The organism is Bradyrhizobium sp. HKCCYLS20291 (genome assembly GCF_051167715.1).
Lineage (GTDB): Bacteria > Pseudomonadota > Alphaproteobacteria > Rhizobiales > Xanthobacteraceae > Bradyrhizobium.
The window spans coordinates 232,808-256,892 of record NZ_JBNPTO010000006.1; the positions used below are offsets into that span (position 1 = coordinate 232,808).

The 24,085-nt window shown below is 64.8% G+C and carries 18 protein-coding genes and 1 pseudogene; 6 read left to right on the forward strand and 13 right to left on the reverse strand.

Going from position 1 to position 24,085, the window contains the following annotated elements:
* Position 1: 1 nt before the first annotated feature.
* The 11 genes from ACQR07_RS16150 to ACQR07_RS16200 all read right to left on the reverse strand — a co-directional run bounded on the left by ACQR07_RS16150 (position 2) and on the right by ACQR07_RS16200 (position 11,918).
* Complete coding sequence (locus ACQR07_RS16150; protein WP_434903218.1) at positions 2-1,099, reverse strand: PilN domain-containing protein; 1,098 nt, start codon at positions 1,097-1,099, stop codon at positions 2-4.
* Positions 1,099-2,019 (reverse strand): general secretion pathway protein GspK, encoded by a 921-nt coding sequence (locus ACQR07_RS16155; RefSeq protein WP_434903219.1) that lies wholly within the window; start codon positions 2,017-2,019, stop codon positions 1,099-1,101. The genes ACQR07_RS16150 and ACQR07_RS16155 overlap by 1 nt, the downstream gene beginning before the upstream one ends.
* Positions 2,020-2,024: 5 nt before the next feature.
* A complete protein-coding gene (locus tag ACQR07_RS16160; protein WP_434903220.1) occupies positions 2,025-2,726 on the reverse strand; it encodes a prepilin-type N-terminal cleavage/methylation domain-containing protein in 702 nt (233 codons plus the stop codon).
* A complete protein-coding gene (locus ACQR07_RS16165) occupies positions 2,726-3,139 on the reverse strand; it encodes a PulJ/GspJ family protein (protein ID WP_434903221.1) in 414 nt (137 codons plus the stop codon). Before ACQR07_RS16165 ends, ACQR07_RS16160 begins: the two co-directional genes overlap by 1 nt.
* On the reverse strand, positions 3,108-3,581 hold the full coding sequence (locus ACQR07_RS16170) for a pilus assembly FimT family protein (protein WP_434903222.1): 474 nt from the start codon (positions 3,579-3,581) through the stop codon (positions 3,108-3,110). The genes ACQR07_RS16165 and ACQR07_RS16170 overlap by 32 nt, the downstream gene beginning before the upstream one ends.
* A 2-nt stretch (positions 3,582-3,583) precedes the next feature.
* Positions 3,584-4,060: a type II secretion system major pseudopilin GspG gene (gene gspG / locus ACQR07_RS16175; protein WP_434903223.1), complete on the reverse strand. Its 477-nt coding sequence runs from the start codon at positions 4,058-4,060 to the stop codon at positions 3,584-3,586.
* 15 nt (positions 4,061-4,075) lie between these two features.
* Positions 4,076-5,293, reverse strand: coding sequence for a type II secretion system F family protein (locus ACQR07_RS16180; RefSeq protein WP_434903224.1), 1,218 nt, complete (start codon positions 5,291-5,293; stop codon positions 4,076-4,078).
* A gap of 4 nt (positions 5,294-5,297) precedes the next feature.
* Positions 5,298-6,968 (reverse strand): GspE/PulE family protein, encoded by a 1,671-nt coding sequence (locus ACQR07_RS16185; protein ID WP_434903225.1) that lies wholly within the window; start codon positions 6,966-6,968, stop codon positions 5,298-5,300.
* A gap of 104 nt (positions 6,969-7,072) precedes the next feature.
* Complete coding sequence (locus ACQR07_RS16190) at positions 7,073-7,621, reverse strand: tetratricopeptide repeat protein (protein ID WP_434903226.1); 549 nt, start codon at positions 7,619-7,621, stop codon at positions 7,073-7,075.
* Positions 7,618-9,927: a type II secretion system secretin GspD gene (gene gspD, locus ACQR07_RS16195; protein WP_434903227.1), complete on the reverse strand. Its 2,310-nt coding sequence runs from the start codon at positions 9,925-9,927 to the stop codon at positions 7,618-7,620. The genes ACQR07_RS16190 and gspD overlap by 4 nt, the downstream gene beginning before the upstream one ends.
* Positions 9,928-10,094: 167 nt before the next feature.
* Positions 10,095-11,918, reverse strand: coding sequence for a hypothetical protein (locus tag ACQR07_RS16200; RefSeq protein ID WP_434903228.1), 1,824 nt, complete (start codon positions 11,916-11,918; stop codon positions 10,095-10,097).
* An 885-nt stretch (positions 11,919-12,803) separates the two neighbouring features.
* On the opposite strand from ACQR07_RS16200, the gene ACQR07_RS16205 reads away from it, so the two are divergent.
* The 6 genes from ACQR07_RS16205 (at position 12,804) to ACQR07_RS16230 (ending at position 22,040) form a co-directional block, all read left to right on the forward strand.
* A complete protein-coding gene (locus tag ACQR07_RS16205) occupies positions 12,804-17,840 on the forward strand; it encodes a helicase (protein WP_434903229.1) in 5,037 nt (1,678 codons plus the stop codon).
* Entirely contained in the window at positions 17,779-19,395 is a 1,617-nt protein-coding gene (locus ACQR07_RS16210) for an SUMF1/EgtB/PvdO family nonheme iron enzyme (RefSeq protein ID WP_434903230.1), read from the forward strand. The genes ACQR07_RS16205 and ACQR07_RS16210 overlap by 62 nt, the downstream gene beginning before the upstream one ends.
* Before the next feature lie 243 nt (positions 19,396-19,638).
* Positions 19,639-20,235 (forward strand): DUF4399 domain-containing protein, encoded by a 597-nt coding sequence (locus ACQR07_RS16215; RefSeq protein ID WP_434903231.1) that lies wholly within the window; start codon positions 19,639-19,641, stop codon positions 20,233-20,235.
* Positions 20,236-20,491: 256 nt separating this feature from the next.
* Positions 20,492-20,725, forward strand: a complete 234-nt coding sequence (locus ACQR07_RS16220) for a hypothetical protein (protein ID WP_434903232.1) — start codon at positions 20,492-20,494, stop codon at positions 20,723-20,725.
* 518 nt (positions 20,726-21,243) lie between these two features.
* Positions 21,244-21,657: a hypothetical protein gene (locus ACQR07_RS16225; protein ID WP_434903233.1), complete on the forward strand. Its 414-nt coding sequence runs from the start codon at positions 21,244-21,246 to the stop codon at positions 21,655-21,657.
* Complete coding sequence (locus tag ACQR07_RS16230) at positions 21,651-22,040, forward strand: hypothetical protein (RefSeq protein WP_434903234.1); 390 nt, start codon at positions 21,651-21,653, stop codon at positions 22,038-22,040. The genes ACQR07_RS16225 and ACQR07_RS16230 overlap by 7 nt, the downstream gene beginning before the upstream one ends.
* Positions 22,041-22,212: 172 nt before the next feature.
* Here ACQR07_RS16230 and ACQR07_RS16235 read toward each other — a convergent pair.
* Positions 22,213-22,484, reverse strand: a pseudogene (locus ACQR07_RS16235) (DDE-type integrase/transposase/recombinase); the annotation flags it as partial.
* A 346-nt stretch (positions 22,485-22,830) separates the two neighbouring features.
* On the reverse strand, positions 22,831-24,054 hold the full coding sequence (locus tag ACQR07_RS16240) for a lytic murein transglycosylase (protein ID WP_434903235.1): 1,224 nt from the start codon (positions 24,052-24,054) through the stop codon (positions 22,831-22,833).
* Positions 24,055-24,085 lie beyond the last annotated feature (31 nt).

Genomic DNA, 24,085 nt, shown 5'->3' on the forward strand with positions numbered 1-24,085 from the left:
CTCATATGCCAAGTCCGGAATGAGGTTTGATCGCTGCTTCGATATGGAATCGTTCGCCGGCCTGATCAGCCGATCGGGTCGTCGGTGCAAAGAACGTCGCGTGTGTGAAGTGCGGCGACTGCTCCAGAACCTTGATGAGTGCGGGAGCGTCCTGCGTCATTCCGACCATGTGCAGCTTGTCGTTGTCGATGCGCAGCTCGGTGACGTAGGTGTTGTCAGGCAGGATCCGGGATAGTGCCTCCAGCAGAACGACGCTCGCGGCGTCTTGTTGCTTGCGCCGGACGAGGCCGGTGAGGGCGGTGGTGTCGCCGCCTTCGAGGCGCAGGGCTGCGCGACGTTCGGAGATTTTTTGAGTCAATTGGCGCTCTTGCTCCTCCAGCCCGCCGCCGATCATGCTCATCGTCGTCATGGACAGCGCAGCCATGGCTGCTGCGGCCAGCAGGACTGCGGTCAGCACGCGACTGACGCGAGCCGCGTCGAGCGAGCCGCGAAAGTGCCGTTCCATCAGTTTCGTGACGCCGTCCGAAGCGAGTTGTCCGTTTGCGGGAGGCAGCGCCGGTTCGCGGGACGCGAATAAGACGATCGATCCGGCGCGCCAGGACTCGACCATGCGGATCAGAGGCTCGAGCGTCGTCTTTGGCGTTGCGATCACCGTGGTGGAGATGCGGTCACCGGAGGTCTCGGCGGGTGACGTGTAGCCGAACACGGCGTCATCTGCTGCCCACGGCGTCAAGCGATCGACCTGGGAGCGGATCATCGCATCGAGGAACTCGACGGCACGCCTGGGCAGGTCCAGCGGCCTGGTCAGGAAACGGTCCGGCAGCAGCATGAGCTCGACCCGGCTGCCGCGCATCGCCGCCTGCCAATGCTCGTGAAGCGGAGCGACCCCAGGTGCATCGCCGGTCAGGCGAACCTGGCAATCGGGTGCAGCCGACCGTCCGGACCTCGCGGCCGTTCGCACGACGAAGAGATTTCGTTCGGTTTCGATCAGTTGAATGGGCGGCTTGATGTCGAGCCTGGCAAAGGTCCGCACGATCGTCTCGGCGACGGTGCCGATCCAATCTGCGAACTGGCGGCGCAGTTCTGCTATCATCGTCATCACAATGCCTTTGCAGCTTTGCGGAGTTTCGTGAGCGCATCGATGTCCTCGCGCCACGCGAGGATGCGATAGGGGTCCTCACCCTTGTCCAGAAGAATGACGGCCTCGGTTGCGGTCCGCCGACCGCTGTCGAACGCGACGACGATCGACAAGCGCATGGCGTCGGCGACCTCCAGGGTGGCTCCCGCGCGAGCCGGCCCGAGCGCCGCCAGTGATCTGTTGTCACGGCGCAGACCGGCACGCTGGGCAAGGAAGCTCTTCAGATGATCCTGGGTCATTCCTGGCAGGGCTGCGACCACATCGGGCGCAGCTTCGAGCGCGTCGATCTCGCGCCGGCCGCTGAAGACGGTCACGAACGGCATCGCCTTGTCGACCAGCGCGGGCGGCAGATCGAGCACCAGCCGAAGCTCGTCGACGCTTGCGAACGGCGCTGCGCGCGGCAGGCGGTCGGTGCCGGCTGCGCGATAGAGCGTCCGTTCGGCGTCGACCGCGGTCTCGGCGGACGGCGTGCGCCAGCCGATGATCCGTCTGGCATAGGCGTCCGCCATGTCGGCGCGCGCGCCAAGTACGCCGAACAGGTTGGCAAGCATGTCCTTCGATGCATGGTTGAGGTCGATCCGCGCGGCTTCCGACCGGAACGCCACCGACACCTGAGCGCGATCGAGGCGGAACGTAAACGAGCCGGCGGGAGCACGCAGCGACTTCGCCGACGATGAGAGCTTGTATGCCGCAAGCTCCACGCCAGCCGAGACCAACGCCGCTGATCGCAGGCGATCGTCGTCGAGCGCCAGTCCCCGGCTGGTGTTGATCAGAAAGACCGACAGGATGACGGCCAATCCAGCCAGCGAGCTCAGCATCCACAGCACGGCGACGGCAATGAAGCCGCTTTCCCCGTGGTCGGCGCGAGCGGAGCTCTTCATGATCATCACTCCGACGGCACGGGCAAGCGCCCGGTTGCGGGGTCGGTCAGCACGGGCGCGTCGTTGCATTGAGTGGTGCCGAGTCGGCATACGCTGTCCGGCGGCGCGGAGACATGAATGGCAATGATACGGGTGATCGGCCGTTCGCCACGGCCTCCCGCGTCGCGCACCGTCAACGAGACCGCCGTCGGCAGCCGATCGGCATCATGCCAGGCGGGCTGCCAAACCCGGTCGGCCCCCGCATAGGCAAACGAGACGCGCACCGGCGATCGCAGCAGCACGACGGGATCGACGAAGCTGCGGGGGATCGGGTTTGCGGGCGCAAATGTCGCGCGGGATCGCGCCAGGGCAACGCCGTCGCGATCGGGCGTCTCCGCGATGTGGATGACGTCCAGACCTCGGCTGCCATTCGGTCCAAGCGCGCTGCGGGCCAGCGTCACCGACGTCTCCGATCCGTCGAACAGCACCGACTTGGTCTGGCCGTCGGCCCGGATGAACTCGGAGGCGGCGATGTCGGCGCTGAGGCGATCGAGTGCGAGGCTCACGGACTCGCTGTGCTGGATGCGGCGCAGGCCGCGATCCCAATTCGGCAGCCATTGCGAAGTGATCGCGAGCAGTGCCGAGATGAGCAGGCCGAGCAGCGTCATCGCCGCGAGGGACTCGATCAGCGTGAAGCCTGCTTCTGAATGACCGGCTGGTGTCGACATCACTCGGCCCGCCTCCGGAACAATCGCACCGTCTCCAACTCGATCGTCTCGCCCGATGGAGAGCGCACCTGGAGCGTGACCTTCTGCGGCATCCAGGCTGATGAGCTATCGGGCGCGGCATTGTCGATGGCAAACGGCTGCGTCCGCGCGCGCCACGAATGGGCCATCGACTCGCCGGACTGCGTCGCAGAGGCAGGCGAGGAGCGGGACGGAAAGGCAAGCCAAAGCCCGTTGTAGGCGGCCTGCACCAACGCGACGTGCTGTTCCAGCTTCTTCGTCCCACGCACGGACGTTCCCATCAGTGCACCGATGGCAACGAGCGACACCGCCACGATCGCAAGCGCGACCAGCGCCTCGATCAGCGTAAATCCGGCGGTCGCTTCACTGCCCGGAGACATCGGCGGTCGGGACAAGTTCGATCCTTCCAGTCAGCCAGTTGACACGAATTTCGTAACCCGAATGGGTGCGCTTGAGCGCAATGATGCCTCCGCAAGACAAACCCGAACCGAAAAAGCTGATCGTCTCGAACGCGGGCCGGTCGTTGCACGTCCGCGGCAACACGGTCTCCAGCTTGACATCGTCGGGAATACGGATCGCCTGCCCGTTGACGCCGGAGCTGATCGAGCGGCTGTGCGTGTCGATGTGCGTCGAAATCTCTGATCCACGTTTGATTGCGGCACTCCGGTCGGCTTTCAACAGTGCGGCAAGCTCGATCGCATAGGCTTCAAGCCGCGGCTGCGAGGTCTGCTTGGGCATCGCCGGCAGCAGCACGCCCGCCAGCAACGCGATGATTGCGAGCGCACAAACGACCTCGAGCAGGGTGAAGCCGGCTTCGATGTGCTCGCGCGCGCGCATGGCTATTTGGCGCCGGCTGCGGCCGACGACGAGATGTCGGCCGCGAGATCGGTGCCGCCTTCCTGTCCGTCCGATCCGAACGATACGATGTCATACGGCGCACGCTGTCCGGGCGAGCGGTAGGCGTAGGGATGGCTCCAGGGATCGCTGGGCACGTTGCCACCCTTGAGATAGGGGCCGGACCAGCCGGGAATGTTGGCGGCTGGCCGAACCAGCGCAGCCAAGCCTTCGGACGTCGTCGGATAGCGTCCGGTGTCGAGAAAGAACAGATCGAGCGAGCTGGCGAGGCTCTGGATCTGGATGCGCGCGGTCTTGACCCGCGAGTCGTTCAGGTAAGACAGCACGCGCGGCCCGATCAGTCCCATCACCATGCCGATGATGGCAATGACCACCAGCATTTCCACCAGCGTAAAGCCGTCCTGGCGGCCATCGCGTGCTGCAGTCTGCCGCCGCGTGTGGCCGGTCTCCGATCGTGTCATCCCTCGGTCCATCTTCTAATCACCAACAAGTTGCGTCACCGACAGGAGTGCGGTCATCACCGATACGATGAGGCCGCCCACGACGGTGCTGATCAGGATGATCGCGGCGGGACCGACGATGCCCACCATGCGATCGAGGCTTCGCTGCAGCTTCGCCTCGTAGAACTCGGCCACGCGGCCGGCGAGCACCGGCAGCTGTCCGGTCTCCTCGCCGAGACGGATCATGCGTGTGGCCATCGCCGGCAGGCCGCTGGTCGCCGCCAGCGCTTCGGACAGTTTGCCGCCTTGGCGAACACGGTCAGCCGCGGCGATCCACACCGCGCCATTGCCGGTGACGGACATGATGTCGATCAGGATGCGCAGCGCCGCGGTCAGCGTCAGGCCGCTGCCGAGCAGGATCGCAAGGTTGCGACAGAACAGGCTGGTGCGATACGAGCCGAACGCGGCCGAAAGGCCCGGCAGCCGGCAGAGCTGCGACACCGCCGCCGCACGGAAGCGTGGGCGGCCGAGAAGCAGCAGGCTGCAGGCAATAGCCGCGGCTGCCGACAGAGCGAGCGCCACGCCGTTGTCCCGCACGAAATCGGACATGCCGAGGAAGACGTTGATCGTGGCGTCGGTCTTGGCGCCGAAATCGCGCAGCACGGCCGAAAACTGCGGGAGCACGGCGACGAAAAAGAACAGCATCACCAGGCACGCCGCGACCAACACGAAGACCGGGTACTGTATGGCATCCGTGAGCTTGCGCCGCATCGCCGCCGCGCGCGCGCGCTCGGTGCCGAGCACGTCGAGGACGTGATCGAGGGTGCCCGACATTTCGCCCACCCGCACCAGCGCCACGTACATGGCGGGAAACTGCAGCGAGTGATGCGCCAGCGCCTCCGCGAAGCTCTCGCCGGCAAGAATGCTGGAGCGCAGGCGGCGGACGGTCGCGCGCAGACGGCCGATGTCGGCATCGCTCGCCAGCAGCTCGAGCGAGTCTTCCAGCGTCGCGCCCGCCTTCAACAGCAGCGCCAGATCGTGGGTGAAAGTGGTAACGTCGCTTGCGGTCGGAGCACCAAACAGCGCCAGCGTCTCGCGCGATGCCGAGCGGGCGGCCTTCTCCTCGACGGTCTCGATCGGCAGCAGCTGCAGATACTCGATCCGCTCGGTCACCTCCTTGAGTGACGCAGCCGAGATCGTCCCGTGGACGATGTCGCCGTTCTGAGTCAGGGCGCGATAGCGGAACTTGCTCACGGGCTCACCGCAACGTTGTGACGCGGAGGACTTCGGCGACCGAGGTCGCTCCGGCCCGGCATTTCGCGACGCCGTCGTCGAGCATCGTGGTCATCCCGTTCCGAATGGCGCTGCGATCGATGACCGTCGCATCGGTTGCGCCCTGGATCAGCGAGCGGACCTCCTGGTTCAGTTCGAGCACCTCGAAGATTCCGAGCCGCCCGCGATAGCCGGTGCCGCCGCAGCTCTCGCATCCGGACGGCTCGTAGACTGCTTCGCCAGCCGCAAACCCTGCCGCGACGTAGCGCGGGTCGGCGGCGAGATCGTCGGTGCAGAGAACCTTCCGGGATCTGCAGCGCTCGCAAAGCCTGCGCACCAGCCGTTGCGCGATCACAGCGCGCAAGGTCGAGCGCAGCAGGAAGTCCTCGACACCGAGGTCGAGCAGCCGCGGGATGGCGGCCGCGGCGCTCTCGGTGTGCAACGTCGTCAGCACGAGGTGCCCGGTCAGCGCGGCGTGAACCGCGACATGGGCGGTCTCGCCGTCGCGGACCTCGCCGACCATGATGACGTCGGGATCCTGTCGCACGAAGGAGCGCAGGGCGGCCGCGAAGGTCAGTCCGATGGCCGGCTTCACCTGCGACTGGTTGATGCCGGGAAGCTCATACTCGACCGGATCCTCGATGGTGAGAATCTTCCGTGTCGGCTCATTGAGGATCGACAACGCCGTCGCGAGCGTCGTGGTCTTGCCGCTGCCCGTCGGCCCGCAGATCACGATCATGCCGTGAGGCAGAGCGAGCAGGCGGCGCAGCGATCGATCGTCGTGGGCAGCGAAGCCGAGCTTCTCGATGGACAGCAATCCGCGGTCTTTCGGGAGAAGCCGGATCACGGCCGACTCGCCATGGTGCGTCGGCATCACAGCGACGCGGACGTCGAGCTCGAAACGGCCGACGCGAAGCCGCGCAGCGCCATCCTGAGGCAGCCGGCGCTCGGCGATGTTCAGCCCGGCGACGATCTTGATCCGCGAGATGACGGCTTGGGGCAGAACACCTACGGGCTCGGGAACGGGCTTCAACAGACCGTCGACACGCATCCGCAACGACAGTCCGTTCCGCGTGGCCTCGACGTGTATGTCGCTGGCGCGCAGTTCGACCGCCAGCTCGAACAGATCGTTGACGGCGCGCACCACCGGGGCGCCGGTGGCGAGGTCGCGCAGGCTTTCGATGTCCTCGTCCTGCCGCTGCGGCTGCTCGGCGGCTTCGCGCGCCGGCATCTCGTCGTCGCCGGCCAGCCGGTTCAGCGCGGTGGCAATGTCCTCGGACGATGCGACCACCAATTCGACCGGACCACCGAAAACCAGCTCGGCTGCGCGCGCGGCCGCGGTATCGCCGGGATCGGCCACCGCAAGGCACGGCTTGTGTTCATCGGATTGAAACGGGAAGACCATCGTCTCCCGAAGAAAACGCCGGGAAAAATGCTCAGCCAGCGACTTCGATGCCAGCAGCTCGGCCAAAGTGATCCGAGTCAATCCGAGCCGCCCGGCGATGTCGTCGGCGCGTTCGGCGGCCGTGATCTCCATCGCCTCCGACGATCGTCCACCGGCCACTGCAGCGTCCGCCGGCCGGGCGCCGGACGAGGCCAGCCGGCCGCCACCGCGCAGCTGCTCGGCCAGTCGAAGAGGAGGGGGAGTCGGGTTCATGGCGCGTTCCGTGACGGATCGTTGTCGGTCACCTCATTGCCGAAGGCAGGCATGCGAAGCACGTCGTTGTCGGTACGGAAGATGATCCTTTTGAGAATTGCGATTTAGAAGACCGATAAATCGGCATGGTGCCCATCCACGATGGCCTGGTCGCGCAGTCCCTGCTGCCATTGAACCGCGAGACGCTGGCCGTCGACGATCTGATCTGACGACATCTTGGACGCGACGGCGTCGCGTATCCGCAAATAGGGCCCGCGCTCGCGAGCCGACGCGGCGCCGGCTGCAAGGCTCAGCCATTTGTAGGCCAGCACCGGATCCGTTGGCACGCCGTGCCCTTTGTCGTAGGCGAGGCCAAACAGATGCTGCGCGGTCGGATCGCCACGTTCGGCGGCTCTGGCGTAGAGATCGACCGCCGTCTCATAGGATTGTGGAACACCTAGTCCGTTCTCGTACATGTAGCCGAGCCTGGTCATGGCGCGTGGATGCCCGTGCTGCGCCATCGGCGCCAGCAAGGTTGCAGCCCTGACGTAGTCGCCGCGGGCGAATGCCGCCCACGCCGCTCCTGACGACCGGGCCTCGGCCGCCGGCGCCGCGGCCGCGATGCCGAGCGCAAACGACAGCCATGCAATTGCGGCCTTCGCACGCCGGGTCATCGGTTGCTCCGGGACGATTCAAGTGCAGTGGTGGACACGGGGCGGATCGTGCCGCGCAGCTTGGACCGCAGTTCCTCGGCGACATAGTGGGCATCGGTGCCGTCGCGGATGATCTGCGGACGGATGAAGATGATCAGCTCCGTCCGTCCGCGGCTGCGGTCGTTGTGACTGAAGAGGTCGCCGAGGCCGGGGATCTGGTCGATGCCGGGGATGCCGTTGCGCGTGCCCTGGTGGGTTTCGCTGATGAGACCGGCCAGCAAGACAGTCTGGCCGCTGGCTACGGCAACCGAGCTCTTCACCTTGCGCTGCGCGACCGTCGGCGTCAGGCTGTTGGCGGTCTGCGGCGAGACGTTGCTGATCTCCTGCTCGATCTCCAGCCTGACATTGCCGTTCTCGTTGACCCGCGGAGCGACCCGCAGGATGATTCCGGTGTTGCGATAGTCGATCGTGTTGACGACCGTGTTGTTGGTGGTCAGCACGGTGGCGCTGCCGGTCGAGACCGGCACCTGGTCACCGACCTGCAATGTCGCGGCCTGGTTGTCGATCACCACCAGCGACGGGTTGGACAACACCTTCACGTCCGTGACGGTATGGAGCGCGCTCAGGATCGCGCTCGGCTGTGATTCCGATCCGATCAGGAAATTGAATCCCGGAAACGCGCGGCTGAGAAAGGCATTGGTGATCGATCCCGCCGCCGAGGCGACGGCCGTCGGCGCCGAGGTCGAGGTGGTGTTGAGCGCCGATCCCTGATCGGGCCTCAGGCCGAGATTCTTGCTGGTCAGATAGGCCTGCACGCCATAGTTCAGCGAGTCGTTCAGCGTGACCTCGGCGATCGTCGCGTCGATCGCGACCTGCAGCTGCGGACGATCGCATTGCCGCAGGGTGGCTTCGATCACCCGATAGTTTTCCTTGTCGGCATAGATCAGAAGCGTGTTGTTGACGACGTCGGGCGTAATGCGCACGCCGTCCATCAGCGGTTTGCTGCCGGCAGGAGACGCGCGCGAGTCCGATCCCGCGTCGAAGCCGGCCTGGGTCGGCGGCGGCGTCCCGCCAAAGCCCCGGTTGGCGACGAGCCCGTTGGAGCCCGATGGCTGGCCAGACCCCGTCGTGCCGGCGGCCGAGAGCCGCTCGATGCTCGAGTTGGTCGATGCACCCGTTCCAGGCGCGAGGTCGTTCGAAGCTGCCTCTGCAGCGCCGGCGGAGACCGTGAACATGTCGTTGAGCACCCGCGCCATCTGGCGAGCCTCGCCATACTTGACGCGGTAGACGTGCACGCTGTTGCGCAGCGTGTTGCCGCTGTCCAGCCGCTTGATCCACGTTTCCGCAGTGTGCAGCAGCGCCGGCTTGCGACTGATGACCATCACGGCGTTCATTCGGCTGACGGTCTGGAACTTGACCATGTTCTGGCCGAGACCGCTGTCGCCGGCGTCCATGATCTTTTCGAGTTCGGCGACGATCGGCTCGGGATTGCCGTTCGCGATCGGGAAGATCCCGACTGATTGACCGCGCATCCAGTCGGCATCGAAGCTGAGTGCCGCGTCGATCGCGGTCCGGCGTTCGGCGCCGGTCCCCTGGATCAGCAACACGTTGCGGCCGGGGTCGGCACGCACGGTGCCGGGCTTGAGCGCAAAGCTGTCGAGCAGCTTGAGCAATGTCGACGCTGACACATATTGCAGCGGCAGCACCGAAATGCCGTACCCGGGCTCTGTCGAGCTTCCACGGTCGACATTGCCCGCCCCGACGGCGTCGCCGAGCGGAATCAGGCGGTAGCCCGAATTGTCGCGGACCAGCGCGGTGCCGGCGAGGCGAAGCGCGTTTTCCAAGACGTAGGCGACATCGGACTTCGGAACCGGTCGCACCGATGAGAGTGTAACGGTCCCCTGAATTCGCGGGTCGATGGTGTAGCCGGCGCCGAGGACGTCGCCGAGCACGACCTTGGCAACGGTTGCGATCGGCGTGTTCTCGAAATTCAGCTCGAATCCGTTGCCGACCGGCTGCGAATGCGCAGCCACCTGCTCGACCGGGAGCGAGTCCGACGACGGTGCTTCCGCGCGGGCATTACGTGCGCTTCTCGCATCGTCGGCACCGGAATAGATTTCTGCGCGCGCGCGACGGGCTGCCGGCGATTGCTCGGGAAGCACCTGCCGGGGATAGCGGGGTGATAGGTCGAGCCGGCCGACCTTGCCCATCACGTCGTCACCGCGATCATCGCTGTTGAGCGTGGCCGGGTTGCACGCAGCAAGCCCGAGCGCGACGACGATCAGAGCAGCCGAGACCGTGCCGTATCTCAGCCTGCCGGAGCTCACATCAGCATTCCAAACCACTTGCCCGCCCGCCCGCTCTGATGAGTACGCATGCTTGTCGAGGAGATGCCCGGGACGGAAAGCAGCGGCCTTCCGTCCCCAGCTTGTTGCCGCCCGCCTGCGCCAGACAGATTGTCGTGCGTCAAGCGGGTTCTCCGTTGTCCGGTCGGCTACCAGAGCCAGCCGACACCGGCGAGAATGCGATCGGACATCGCGCCAGCGGCGCTGTGGTCGATCACCTTGGTGTAGTTCAGCTTGTAGACGAGGCTCGGATTCGGGAAGATGGCGAGGCCGACGTCGTGGAACGTCATGTCGCCGTGACCTGTGATATTGTTGATTCCGTTCGTCAGGTCAGAGCCGAGCATGCCGGAGGTCTGGAAATTCTGCCGGGTGTAACGGTAGAACGGCACGATGTCGTAATCGTTGGGCGCCCGGAAGTGATAGGCGATTTCGCCCGAGTAGCCCCACATGTTCTTGCCAACGTTGTTGTCGTCAACAAGGTCGTTGTTGGCACGCAGATTCTCCGGGTTGGAGAAGTTCACGAAGGCGTATTCGCCCCGCAGCTCGAGCCCCGTGTTCGGAACGCGATAGCGAGCCTCGGTATTGAAGATCGTCATCGCGTTCTTGCCGAGCTGAAGCTCGTTGCCGTTGGGATCGGTGGCGTAGGCGCCGCGCGGCGTAACGTTCGGCGAGTAGTAGATCGCCGAGCTGCCGGCAAAGCCGGGGAGGAACGACGGCGTGTAGCTCAATCGGAACGTATAGGCCAGCTGGTTGCTCAACTGACGATTGTCGCCGATCGGCGGACGAGAAAGCTGAAGCGCCTCCAGACCATTGATGCCGCCCTCATAGCCGCCGGGCGTGATGTGGCCATTGTCCCCGCGACGATCGAAGCTGTCACCGAAGTCCTCGGCGCTCTGGCTGACCTGGAACTGGTAGTTCAAGCCGTCGACGATCTTGCCGTAGAATCCGGCCGCGGGTGCATACCATGTGGTCGGAATCAAGCCGTTGGCGAGCTCCGGCCGCCGCACGCTGTAGAACAGCGTCGGCTCGTGGTAGAGATTGGTAAAGGAGATCGGGATCAGGTCGACGCCCGGAGAGCGCAAGGTGAAATAGTCGTTGAACTTGATGTCGAAGAAGGCTTGTTCGACCTCGACCGCGCCGTGCAGTTTGTCGTCATTGTCGAACGCGATGCCGCCGTGCTCCCATTCCAGCTCTGCATTGAAGGTGATGTAGTCGTTGACCTGGTAGGTCGGCAGCAGCACCAAGCGGTGCGCGTCGAAGCCGTTCTGCCACTGGCCGTTGGCGTCGGGGTTCTGCATCGAGCCGAATTTGATCTCGCCGTACATGCCTATCTTCATGCCGGACACGGGAGTCGGCGCAGCGCCGAACAGATCTCTTCCGGGCGACGGCGGGGGTCCCTTGAGATCGGCAGCCGGCTGAAAGCGGGGCTTCGGCTCCGAATCTGCAAATGCCGCGGCCAGGCGTGACGCCGGAGTCGGCGACTCCGCGCGCTCCGGGGCCTGCTCGCCCGTCTTGGAGCTTTTCGGATCGGCGAACGCCATGGCATTGGAAGTGGACGCCGATGCGGCGTTGAGTGAGGCTTTCGACGCGCTGCCGCGCTGGTCCTTGCTGTCGGTGAGCGCCACCTTGTCCGCCGGTCGCCTCGATGCGAGCGATGCGGACTGTCCGACGCTGGCAGCTTTCTTCGCCTTCGCGTCCTTGAGTTCGACCTGGAGGCTGTTGATGCGCTGCTCCATGGACTCGAGCTTCGCCATCAGCGCCTTGACCGCCGGCCCGTCCGTCGCACGCGACGGCGCATTTTCCGCCGCCTTCGCCGTCACGGCGCCCAGCGCCAGCGTTGAAACGGCAGCCAGGAGCGAGGGCAGGAGCCTGCCCCGGCCGCGCGCCGCTCGAGAACCATTGCTGAGACCCGATGCAACGACGTGCGTAAGCGCGCGTCCTCCAGGTCTCACATTGCAGCTAACCAAATCCATCAGTCCAACCTCCCCATCAATGACGTGCGGACGTCCAACCCTCACCCGCGCCGCCTGAGCACTGACCGTGTGTGCAAATGCAAGTCCTTCGCCGCTAGAAGCCCGCAATGTCGATACTTGGGCTCGCGGGCGATGTTGACGTGACGGCACTTGGGCAGAGCGATGCGCGCAACGGCGGACGAGGTTGTGCGGCAGACGCGCGGGCGGGCGCTGCCAGGCATGCCGCTATCGGCTAAGTTCCGCGAATTCCTGCCGATTACGGCGCGCGACAATCATCGCGGGCGCAATGACATGATACGCATCATCGATTGAAGCCGAGCCGCCGCAGCGCGAGTTCGTGAGCGAGGCCACACTTCGTCAGCGATCGAGGCGTTGTGCGACAAATTGCGTTGACGCGATGGCATTGTCTGGAGCGCCCATTCAAATCACACGGGAAAACGGACGCGGGCTCTGCTCGGATTGCGGCAGGATGACGTGCGGGTTTTCTGGTTCGGCGGCTCTCGGGATCGTGCGACCGCCTGCCGCACGCAATCAAGGCAGCCGAGCGTGCGGAAAGTCGCGGCACTTAAACGAATTCTAAAGTAGCCGCGGCTCGTCAGATCCGAAGTTTTTGGAAGGCCTACAAATCAGTTGGCTCATCTTGGCGGTTTTGCAGCCCGTGTGGCGAGGCACCCATCATTACGCCGCATTGCGTGACCCTATTGGCCAGTTAGTCCTGTCGTCCGTTGAACGCCGCGAAATCTCGACCAGTGCAATCGCGGTGCGGCGGGAGACGCGAACCTTACCAAGATTGAAAATGTTCAAGTCTGCTTGCTTTGATCATCATGCCTATCACCAGGTGCGGCGCGGGTCGTGGCGCGCATCGGCTCGGATCGGAAAGACACCATGAATGTTGTCCATCGGTTGCAGCCAGCGATCGGACCGCTGCAGACCATCCTCGGTCATCTCAGCGATATAGTCTCGCATGGGCGCGAGGCGGTTCAGCGCGTGTCGGACTATCAGTTGTCGGACGGCACCCGTTTCGTGCTTCATCAGCACGAGCTTGAGGACCTGCCCGGCGTCACCCGCGACACGTTCGATGCGGACGGCCCGGTGTGGCTCTGCGTCGAAGGCCTCGTTGCCACCCAGCCGCCGGCTGTGGATTCGGATCTGGTCCTGTGGATCGGCGTGTCCGATGATCCGAACCGACGTCCACTGGTCCGGCAGCGCGCCACGATCACGGTAGACGAGACCGAGAAGGATCGCCTGGTCGCGCTCGGGCAGGCGCATGCGGAGCACTGCTCGCAGGCGGAGTCGGGCGATGCCGCCGGGGGACTCTGGAGCGTACGTCTGCGTCTGGAGCAGCGCCCTGACATCGTCGAGCGCCTGGAGCGATATCTCGCGGGTTCGTGGGCCACGTGGGCCGCGGCCGAACGGCCGATCCGTCGTACCATCGACCTGCACCGACGGCTGCGCGAACTGGCTAACGTGGCCGGTCGGGGCGATTGCGAGATCGTCTGGGGACTGGGCGTCAGCCGCTGGCGACGACAGGGACGTGACCTGGATCTGCCGGTGCTCGAGCGTCTCGTCGAGATCGAGGTCGTCGAAAGTGCAGAGGCGGAAATCAGGGTTCGCCCCCGGATGGCCGGCGCGGTGGTCCGCCTCGGCGCCTTCGAGCCGATGACGCCCTCGGCGGCATCGGCAGGTGATCACGCCGAAGCGCTCCTGCAGGCTCTCGGCCGAGGCAGCGAGATATCGCCGTTCCAACCCGCGGGTTTCGAGCCGGTGCTCACCGCGATCAGCTCCCACCTCGATCCGCAAGCCCGCTATTGTCCGGGCGCGCCGGGCCCGGCGCATCCGCTGCCGGAAGCAGGCGAGCGGCTGATGGTCTCAGATCGCTGGGTGATGTTCGCCCGGCAGCGCTCGGACGAGACGCTGCTGCGCGATCTCGAGCGTCTGAGGCGAGCGATCGAGTATGGACCGAAGAGCGCCTGCTGCCTGACCACGCCGCTCAATGTTCTGCTCGGGGCTCCGGACCACGACGCCCGGGACATGCTGCGCCAGCGGCCCTCCGGCGTGATCGGTCATCCGATCGACGTCGCACCCGCCGCGCAAGCCGCTGACGACCAGGGCGACCTGTTCTTTCCCCTGCCGACCAACTCCGACCAGATGGAGATCGTACGCCAGCTCAGACGATCGGACGGCGTGGTCGTCCAAGGCGCCGTCGGTACCGATCGCTGTTCCGCGATCGTCAATCTGGTCTGTCATCATCTCGCTCTGGGGCTGCGCGTGCTCGTGGTCTCGCGCGACGAGGCGGCGCTCGCTAATCTGTCCGGTGCGCTGCCCGGCGCCGTGCGTGATCTCACCCTCAATCTGACGGCGTCGGACAAGGGCGCGTTGCGGGAAGCGGAGCTGGTCGTGGGCCGTCTTCTCTCCATCGTCGAGAGGATGGACCTGCACGAGCAGGCTGAAGCGGTCAACCGCTTGGAACGCGACATCGTCGCGACCAGTCAGGAGATCTCGCGTCTCGATGACGAGGCGGCCGAGATCGTCGACCGGAGCACGTTGAGGTCACAGGGCGTCTCCGACCTGCCGGTCGACGGTCTGACGTCGTTGATCGCCGAGCGAGACGACTATGCCTGGTTCACCGATCGCCCGGAACGGTTTCTGGCCGAGACCGATCTGTTGATCGCCGCCGCCGATCAGGCGCGCGCAGCGCGGCTGCGGCTGGGCGCCGATCTCAAATATGTCGATGACGAGCTTCCCAAGATGGCGACGCTGCCGGACGCCGCGACCTTGGTGCGCCTGCACAAGGATCTGCAAGCGACGGCGCAGGGCAGTGCGGAGGTTCGGGACGACCGGCTCGGCCGGGCTGCCGCCGCGGCGCTTGGACCAGACGAGGCCGACAAATTTGCCAGTGATCTCGATGCACTGGCAGCAGCGCATCGGATCATCGCCGAACAGCCCTGGCTCGCCGCGTTGTCGCCGATCGGTGCGCGTGGCGGCGAAAGACCGCGCGAAGCGGCCATGGTGATCGACTTCGCACGCGATGCCTCGGCCCTTTTGGCGCGGCGTGCCGACGTGCTGGCGCGGCCGGTGGAACTGCCGGACGATAATTTCATCGACCACGATCTCGTTGCGGCCGTGGAGCGATTGGCTGCCGGCGGCAGTACCAAGCTGTTGGCGCGGTTGTCGCCGTCCGGTCGTGCGCTGAAGCAGACCGTGGACGCGATCAAGCTGGCGGGCTTCGCGCCGAAGACGGCTGCCGATTGGAGTGTTGTCCGCGATCACCTGACGTGGCGGCGCCACCAGCATTCGCTCGACGCGAGATGGCGTTCTCTGGCGCCGGCCGTCGGTGCGCCTGCGCTGGAAGCATCGCACCCGCTCCAGGGGCACGAGCGCATCGCGAGGAGCGTCGAGATCGCGGTCGTGACGGCCGCCCTGGCCAAGCGCAACGTGTCGAGCAATGCCGCAAAGCTCTCGATGCGGGACGTCGACATCGCCGATCTGCTCGGCGATGGCCAGAGACTTGCTGCGCTCGCGGCGGCCGTCAGGACCGCGGCTCGCCGCGTCGCTGATCAGCGGACGGAGTTGGCCCGGCTGAAACGGCTGTTCCGCGGCTGCGGTGCGATCGAAGCGCTGGTTCGCGAAGACGTGCTCTCGCAGGTCGGCCGCGATGATATCGGTCCGCGCGAGATCGAGCGGCGTTGGATCGCCGTGCGCACGAGACTGCGGGCGCTGCACGAGCGGCGCGAGGATGTCGAACTGCTCGATGAGGTGTGCCAAGCGATGACCGCGGCTGGGGCAGGCGCCTTCGCCCGCCGTATCAGGACCGAGCCGGCAGACCGGGACGGCGGCGATCCGGTGCTCGTCGCAGATTGGGTCATGGCCTGGAATTGGGCGGTCTTGACGCGACAGACCGAAGTCGTCGGTCAGTTGCAACGGCTCCGCGATCTGTCCGACGCGCGTGCCGCGCTCGAGGTGCGTTTGCGCGAGCTGTTCGAGGAAGTGGTCGTGTCACGGACGGCCCTCAGTCTGGCGCAGAACATCGACAGCGATGTGATGCACGCGTTCACCGTCTTCACGACCACGCTGCGCAAGCTGGCTGCGACCTGCTCGGGCCTGACGGCGTCCCGGCTGCGCGAGATCGCGCGCGAGGCGCTGGAAGGATGCCATGACGGAATTCCGTGCCAGCTGATGCCGACCTGGCGTGTCGCCGAGCAACTTCCGTCGCGCCTCGGGGTGTTCGATCTGGTGATCGTTGACGACGCCTCGTCGTCTGATCTGCGCGAACTGAATGCGGTTCTCCGGGGGCGCAAGGTCGTGGTCCTCTCGGATCAGGGTCGGCCGACGCTCGATGTTCTCGAGCCGGGCGATCACGGCGTCGGACGTGCCGATCATGTTCCCGCACGCAGCGGCCCCGTCGCGATCCGCCAGCTCTTGCTGCCCGGCGCGGGACTTTACGATCTCGTCAAGTCGCTGTTTCCCGATCGGATCATCCGGCTTCGAGGACAGACGCGCCGGCTCGATTCGGTCGTGCTGCCGATGACGGCGTCGCCCCTGCCGCTTCTGGAGTCCGAGCCGCCGGCAACCGTTGCGACTTCGGCACAGTCGCCGGTACCGGCTGGTGCGAGCGTGGACGCCGAGCCGTCGGTTACCCGCCCGGCGAGTTCGATCGAGGATGAGATCGCCACGGTGGCCGAAGGTCTGGCGCTCGCCCGGCTCTCGGCAGAGCGGGAGCCGCAACAGAGCAGCGTGATTCACGTCGCGCCGCCATCCTGGCTGAGCCCGCGCTCGCGCGTCAGCGCGCGGAGCGGGGAAGCGCAGGAATCAGCACATGGTGGAGCAGCTGAGAACTGGGGCGGTCCGGACTCGCCCGGCGCGCCAGTGCCGCTGGTCTCGACATCGTCGGAAGCTGCCGGATCACTTACCAACAGCGACTCTCTCCATCTGGCCGAACCGCCGGCCACCGCGACCGTGCTGCCGTTGCGCACGGTGTCCCCCGCGGCTTCATCGAACCCGCGTGTGCCCGAGGCAGAGACGTTCGACCGCGCGGCGCCGGCCGACGCGCGGCGGCGCGACGCGTTGCGCGATCTCGCCGACCTGCCGCCGCAGGCGGAGAGCCGCCGCTCGCGCTCGATTGGCACAGTGAGGCGATGGCGCGCCCGGCGCCTCATGGTCGCTGCGGCAGCCGTCGCGGTCATGATGGTCGGCGCTTCGGCCTATTGGCTGTCGGCCACGAACCGAATGACGACCTCGTGGCAAGGGGTCTTCAGTCAACTGCCGGCTTTCTGGACTGGAGGCTCGACGGCGGTCGCGCTGCCGGCCGGTACAGAGCCGCGCAAAGTGATTGCGGACCGGATTTCGCCGGACGGCAAGGGTGCGACGAGTGATGGTGCGACAAGCGCTGCCGAGCTGCTCGTGTCGCACGCCGTGCTGTACCAGGAGGATCCGTCGGATCCTCGCGGCAAGCGATTCATGGGAAAGGTGACGTGGCGCGTCGAGCCGGGCGCCGGGGCGGTGCCGGCATCCATCAAAGGCGACATCGAGATCGATCAGCGCATGACGGCCACCCTGTTGCTGCGTCCCAACGTCGAAAACGAAATGCCCGCAAGCCACATCATGGAGGTCAAGTTCAACCTGCCCGAGGACGCCTCTCGCACCGGCGTCGATACCTTGCGGGGCGTGAGCATGAAGGCCAGGGAATCGGGGCGCGGCGCTCCGTTGTCCGCTCTCACGGCAAAGGTGACGCCGACGTTCTTCATGATCGCGCTGTCGGCCGGCGATGTCGACACCAAGCGGAACGTGCTGCTGCTCAAGGGCAAGGAGTGGATCGACATCCCGATCGTGTACAGCGGCGGCAGCCGGGCGGTTCTGGCGATTGAAAAGGGAGCAGACGGTGAGCGCGCATTCAAGGACGCGTTTGCTGCCTGGGGGCAGTGATCCAGCAGGGCCAATGCGGGGCGCGTCCCAGACGAAGATGATCGGGATCGACGAGATGAGGCACGCGGCGGGCTCAACGGCGAGCGAGTTGGCGATGGTCTCGGTCACCCAGACCGTTCCGTGCGAACGGTGCGGCCGGACGGTGCGGGTGACGTTGAACGCGCTGCGCCCGCCCAGCTTCCAGCGTGTCGATGAGCAGATCGAGTGCCCGGAGATCCAGCAGCGCCGCAACACGGATGACGGCGGCCTGTTGCTGATGATGTGTCCGCCGTTGCAGCACTCCCTCGAGTCCCGATGCGCCACCGCCAGCGTCGAGGCGGCGTCCGATGGCGGTGCGGCTGGAAGGATCGTCTGCAGCATTCCCGGCGTGTCGACAGAGCAGTATTCTGCGGCGGAAGCTCGCAACGTTGCCGAGATCTGGCAGACGCATGGACAGGACGATCTGGCCTCGAAGCTTCGCTCGGCCGCTTCGCGCGCCGAACGTGGGTCGCTGATCTCGCTCCGCGCCGCGGCTACTCTCGCCGCCTTTGTTCTGATCGCCATCGCAGGCTGGCTCATGCTGGCCCGTGGTCCCGGCTCGCCGCTCCCCGAGCCGGCTCCGCAGCAGCAGGCGGTCCAGTCATTCGAGCCGGCTGCGAGCCGCGCAAGCATCGCCGTTTCGGAGAGCCCGGCTCCGCCGCAGCCCGTCGCGCCGACGCCAGAGCCATCGCCAGCGCTGCCGCAAGGCGGGCTTCCGGACGACGCGGCGCGTTCGAGCCCCGTGGAGACGATGCAAAGTCCGGCGCCAGAGTTGCAGGCTGCGGCGGTCGTTTCGCCGCCCAAGGCCGCACCCTCGCTGACGGATTCGGATATGGCTGCTGAGCCGTCGAAGCGTTCAACGAACCGCGTGCCCGATCTGGTCATGATCCCCGGCAATACGTTCGCAATGGGAGGCCTCGAAAGCGCGGAGCTTCCCGTCCACCGCGTCACGATCGCGCCGTTCGCACTCGGCAAATATCCCGTCACGGTCGGCGAGTGGAACGCATGCGTGACCGACAAGGCGTGCGCGGACTTGGCGACAGGTCCGGAGGACAATCCCGTCACCAATGTCAGCTACTACGACGCCAAGGACTACCTGGCGTGGCTCTCGCGCACCGCCGGCAAGCCGTTTCGGCTGCCGAGCGAGGCGGAATGGGAATATGCCGCGCGCGGAGGTGCAGCCACGAAATTCTGGTGGGGCGATCAGATGCGCCCGGGAATGGCCAATTGCGACGGATGCAACGGGACGGGCGAGCCCGCGCGCCTCATGAAGGTGGGGAGCTTCCAGGCCAATCCTTTCGGCCTGTTCGATATGGGTGGCTCCGTCGATCAGTGGGTCGCCGACAGCTGGCACAAGAACTATCAGGGGGCGCCATCCAACGGCTCGGCATGGGTCGACGAGCAGAGCTTCGTCCACGTCATCCGCTCGGGATCGTGGAAGAATGATCCAAGCTACGTGCGCAGCGGAAGCCGCGACCGCTACGATGGGCGGATAAGATATCCGACGCATGGCTTCCGCGTCGCTCAGTCGCTCTAGTGCGGGCTGGTGCGGAGGAGGATGACGAGCAGACCGAGTTAGCGGCACCGTTGAGCAGGACGCGCCCCGGGGCGCGAACCGTCGACACGGCGGCCATTGTTTCGAAGTTGACAATATCTGTTGTGCAATATGTTTGCGGGTTGGAGCGTTATGAGTAGCGTCACATCTGCGCCTTCGGCGGCGTTGACTGATCTGAAATGTTCTCGACGACCTGGCCTGCGTCGGCACGTGACGCTTGCAGCGATGGGATTGGCCACTGCGTTCGCGCTGTTGCCGGCGCTTGCGTCGGGGCAGGGCAGGACCGCACCCAAGGATGCGCATCTCTATTTCATCACGCCCACCGATGGGGACACCGTGAAGGGCGCATTCTGGTGCCGCTTCGGCCTCCGCAACATGGGGGTCACGCATGCCGGCGACAGTTTCGCCAACAGCGGCCATCATCATCTGCTGATCGATTCCAATGAGCCGATCAGCGCGGGCGAACCGATCCCGCAGGACAGGAAGCATCTGCACTATGGCGGCGGCGAGACCGAGGTCCGGATCGAGCTGCCGCCGGGAAAACATACGCTGCAGCTCGTGCTCGGCGATGGCGAGCATTTCAACTTCGATCCTCCTGTGGTGTCGCAGAAGATCACGATCGTCGTCGGCGACGACTCCGGATCGCGCCGGCGGAGCGCCGCGCATGCACGACGGAAAAGCAGGCAAGCTCAGGCCGAGATCGCGCGTTCGACGACGCAGACGTCGACCTCGGACGCGTCCGACTCGTCGAACAAGACCCTTGAATTTTTCAAGGGCATCTTCGGGGTGCGAAACGAGCCGTCAGCACCGGTCAAGCAGTAGCAAGTCGTGCGGTGTACGCGCGCGGCGCCGCTGCGCCCGATTGTGCTCGATGTCGCTTGACTGCCGGATGCGTCGGGAGGGGCTGATCATCCGCCGCGCCGGCGCCATGCTGCTCGTGGAGAATGACGAACGGGGGCTCGAGGCATGATCAACGAGCGTCAGGAACGCAAGCTGCCCTTCGGGAACGGAATGTAGCCGGTATTGTTCTCGTTGCCGTGCATTGTTGTCAGCCGTCTCGTCTCGGGAGAGCAGAGCGATGAGAGTCTTGTGTCTCGCAATACTGGTGCTGGGCCTGGTCGGTGGGTCTTCTCATGCGGGCGAGTCCTGTGGACCCGGATGCCACGTCGCGCCGAACGGAGGCTGCGTGGTCGATGGCTGGGAGGCGGGCGCGCCGGTGTGGAACGAGTGCCCGGCGGGCGCCCGCCCCAGGCCGCCGTGCGGGTCCTTCTTCAAGTGGAGCAGACAGGCAAAGGCCTGCATCATCCGATGATGGGAGCCTTGGAGAACGCCGCAACGTCCCGACATCGGCCATTCGCGAGAAAGTAGCTCAATACCGTGTACGGCGGCCGTCGAGGGGGCGTGGGAGGCCTGCTGAACCGATGGGGGAGAGCCTAACCGGCATCAAGAACGGGCCTGGCGCGCTCGGAGAGATTCGAATTGAGCTCCTGATGAATTGATTTCTATGCATTATTTCGCAAGGTCGCGGTTCGAGGGACAAATCAAGGGACAGGTCTTTCTATCTTGCAGTTATCAACAAGCTTCTTGCAAGGCTGGCGCGCTGCGAAACTGGTGCGCCCGCAAATGTGCTTGAACTCGGCTCGGGTTTGACTGCCAGAGGGCAGGGCCTTCCACCCAAGTTCGATCAGGGGTGGGCCCACTCAGAGAGGCCTCGGCAGCGCGTCCAGCGTCCTATGGCTGACGCTAGATCATTGCCTGGAAGACCTGGATGTTGACCTGGATTGCGACTTGCGGTCGGGTAGGCTCCGTCAAAGTGCGACTAGGTGCAAAATGACCGCCGACCCTGTCCACGTACGTCCGGCAGATGATCTCATTGAGGCTTACAAGCTCGAACTCTTGAAAGAGCCGGCTGATTGGTCGATTGAGAATGGCGACCTCGCCACGACCGCGGATGGTGACATTAAGGTGGGGTCGACTGCTTACAATGCAATGCACCGGCTGGTCGAGCTATGGGGTTTTACCGAACTCAACATGCAGAGCATGTTCAATACCGTGCAACAGATGCTCCAATGGCAATCTGGCATATGGGATGACCTTAATGCTGCCGGCGACCAGCGGTACGCGACGATGTCAGGAGATCCGTTCGGTCCGGAATTTGCTGCGTTTGCGAGAGCAATCCGAGAGTCGCATGAGAAGGAAGCAATTGCAATCTTGGCGCGCACAACGCGGCCGGTTGCTTGCTGATCTCCCTCAGCAATGCGCTCTCCCGTTTCAAGAAAGACATCGACCCGCGCGATCATTGGAATTTGGCGGCTCCATCATTCGGTGGATGCTCGGTGGGCCGGATTGTGATCGCCGCAGCCAATGGATTTCGCCATGAGGACGAATGGGCGAGGCCTCAGGAAATGACCGAGAGACAAAAGGGGCAACAGAAGGCGTCTTACAAAATAATCTTGGGGGCATTGAATGAACGCGAGACCGCTGGCGAGCCGACTCTGGCTCGAAGTGCAGATATCATACAGTTGCTAGGAAATGGGAGTTTCGACGACCTAGCAAGAAACGTACTAACCTACGCCCACAACATCGCGCGTCTTAAGAACCCGGCTGATATGCCAAGCGCGTTTTGACCGCGCGAGAGCGATAAAGATCTCAAGATTGCGCGAGATGTCAATGATCTGTTGCTTGGGGCTACACGCCGAGCTTTTTGTTGACATTGAATGACCAGACACCGGACCGGCCGCAGACGGTTGGCGCGGGTGGAGGAACGGGCGATTGGCGGAGCTGGTCGGGTTTGCGCAGCCAGGCCAGCATCGCGTTGCAGGTGAACGCGGTGCCGTTTTCGGACACGATCGATGCCAGTTTCCCGCGCCAGGCGACGATGGCCGTGAGCTCTCGTGCCACCCGCCGGCCCGAGATCGAGGTGTCCCGGATCGCGCTCAGACACCCCCAGTGACATCATCGATGATGTTGAGGATGCGGAAGCGCCGGCCATCGGCAAACTGGTCGGAGACAAAGTCCAGCGACCAGCGCGCATTCGATTTCGCTTCCACCTGGATCCGAGCCCGCACTCGGATGGCCTCCGACGAGCGCGACGCTGGTCTGAGCTAGCGGACGCCTGACAAACGAAATTAGGAGTATGCGGTGCGATCTCTCGTGCAGCGAATCTGAGGACGAAAACTGAACACGAGCGCACAACAACGTCACGGGGGGGGGAGGCGAAACCCGGGGAGTATTGGATGTGCGGATGGATGCAGCGGGCGACGGCATTCGTCAAAATAGCGGGTTTGAGGATGCTTGTGGGAGTTGAACGCTGCTCCGATCAGGGGGCGCCCTTAGAAGACTGTGGCCGGCGTGATTGATCTCCGGTGGGCGGGGAAGGACTGAGTACCTGGCGTGCGCGGCGCGGCATTGGTTGACTCATCGAGAGGCGGCTCCGGCGGGGGACGTGCCGGGGGCAGTCGTTTTTCCGCGGCCGCTATTCAGGAGAGCACTCGAGACCCAGCAGTCGACTTTCAGGCCGAGCCGCTGCTGGAACATGCCGATGGCGCGCCGTGTGGCCGATCCGAGTCGTCCGTCGATGGCGCCCGTGTAGTCGCCGCTGCCTTGCAGCATCTGCTGAATGTCCAGGACCTCGCGGGTGTTGATCAGGGGGAGCTTGGTCCAAGGCGTCTCGAAATCAGAACCGCCCGCAATCCGGTCCGCGAGGTGTCCTACAAAAATCGCGTAATTGTCCGATTGGTTGTATCGACGAAAAACCTTGAAGTTCTCGAACGCCAGGAACGCCGGTCCATAGATTCCCGCAGGCATCAGCAGGATCGCCGGCTCGTCGAGCATGTCGATCGAAACGCCCATGCGGGAAGCCGGGAAAGCGCCGAGATCGAGCCATTCGGCGAGGGTCCGTTCAACGGTCGACGAACTCTCCACACAGCTCACATTCGGCGACAGCCGCACTTCTATGGCCCATTTGCGTGCTCGCCTCCAGCCATAATCATGGAGCTGTTTACCGGCCGACGCGAGCGCGTCGGGAATGGAGTTGATGAGGTCGATCTTGCCGTCACCGTCGCCGTCGACCGCGAACTTGCGGATATCCGAGGGTTCGAACTGTGTGTGCCCCATCGCCCCCGTCCACGATCCGACTGCATCCCGGCGCATCTTGCCTTCCTGGACGAGTTCGAGCGCGATCAGCAACTCTTCCCGAAACTGGTCCTTCCGCTTGCCGTGATAGGCCAGGGTTAACAGGGATGGGATGACGTAATGGCGTTCCCGTTCAGATCCGTAGTCGGTCTCGCGTCCCCAGATCGCGATGATGACGTGACCTGGCACGCCGTACTTCGCTTCGGTTTCGGCGAGCACCCGACGATAGGTTGACAGATATTGTCGTCCTTTTGCAGCCAAAGCGCTGATCTGCTGCCGGGAGATGTAGTCGGCTGGCAATCTCCCAAACTCGGCCTGCTCGTTGGTTGGTCGGTTCGGTAGAGCCAGGTCCGGCAGAGTCAAGTCGAGCGGTACATTGGTCGCCTCGTCAAATAGCTGCCGTTTGATACCGCGCTTTTCGGCGTCGCTCCAGAGTTGCTCTCGCCATCGGTCGAAGTCGCCGGCACCTGCGGCCCCGCCAAACAACAGCAGAAATATCACCGTCACGCAGGTCGACGACCTTGAAAGTCCGACCTTC

Bases quoted from the DNA above. Each gene is read 5' to 3' on its own strand.
- ACQR07_RS16150 (WP_434903218.1), bottom strand. From the start codon at position 1,099: ATGACGATGATAGCAGAACTGCGCCGCCAGTTCGCAGATTGGATCGGC.
- ACQR07_RS16155 (WP_434903219.1), bottom strand. From the start codon at position 2,019: ATGAAGAGCTCCGCTCGCGCCGACCACGGGGAAAGCGGCTTCATTGCC.
- ACQR07_RS16160 (WP_434903220.1), bottom strand. From the start codon at position 2,726: ATGTCGACACCAGCCGGTCATTCAGAAGCAGGCTTCACGCTGATCGAG.
- ACQR07_RS16170 (WP_434903222.1), bottom strand. From the start codon at position 3,581: ATGCGCGCGCGCGAGCACATCGAAGCCGGCTTCACCCTGCTCGAGGTC.
- gspG (WP_434903223.1), bottom strand. From the start codon at position 4,060: ATGACACGATCGGAGACCGGCCACACGCGGCGGCAGACTGCAGCACGC.
- ACQR07_RS16185 (WP_434903225.1), bottom strand. From the start codon at position 6,968: ATGAACCCGACTCCCCCTCCTCTTCGACTGGCCGAGCAGCTGCGCGGT.
- ACQR07_RS16190 (WP_434903226.1), bottom strand. From the start codon at position 7,621: ATGACCCGGCGTGCGAAGGCCGCAATTGCATGGCTGTCGTTTGCGCTC.
- ACQR07_RS16200 (WP_434903228.1), bottom strand. From the start codon at position 11,918: ATGGATTTGGTTAGCTGCAATGTGAGACCTGGAGGACGCGCGCTTACG.
- ACQR07_RS16205 (WP_434903229.1), top strand. From the start codon at position 12,804: ATGAATGTTGTCCATCGGTTGCAGCCAGCGATCGGACCGCTGCAGACC.
- ACQR07_RS16215 (WP_434903231.1), top strand. From the start codon at position 19,639: ATGGGATTGGCCACTGCGTTCGCGCTGTTGCCGGCGCTTGCGTCGGGG.
- ACQR07_RS16220 (WP_434903232.1), top strand. From the start codon at position 20,492: ATGAGAGTCTTGTGTCTCGCAATACTGGTGCTGGGCCTGGTCGGTGGG.
- ACQR07_RS16225 (WP_434903233.1), top strand. From the start codon at position 21,244: ATGACCGCCGACCCTGTCCACGTACGTCCGGCAGATGATCTCATTGAG.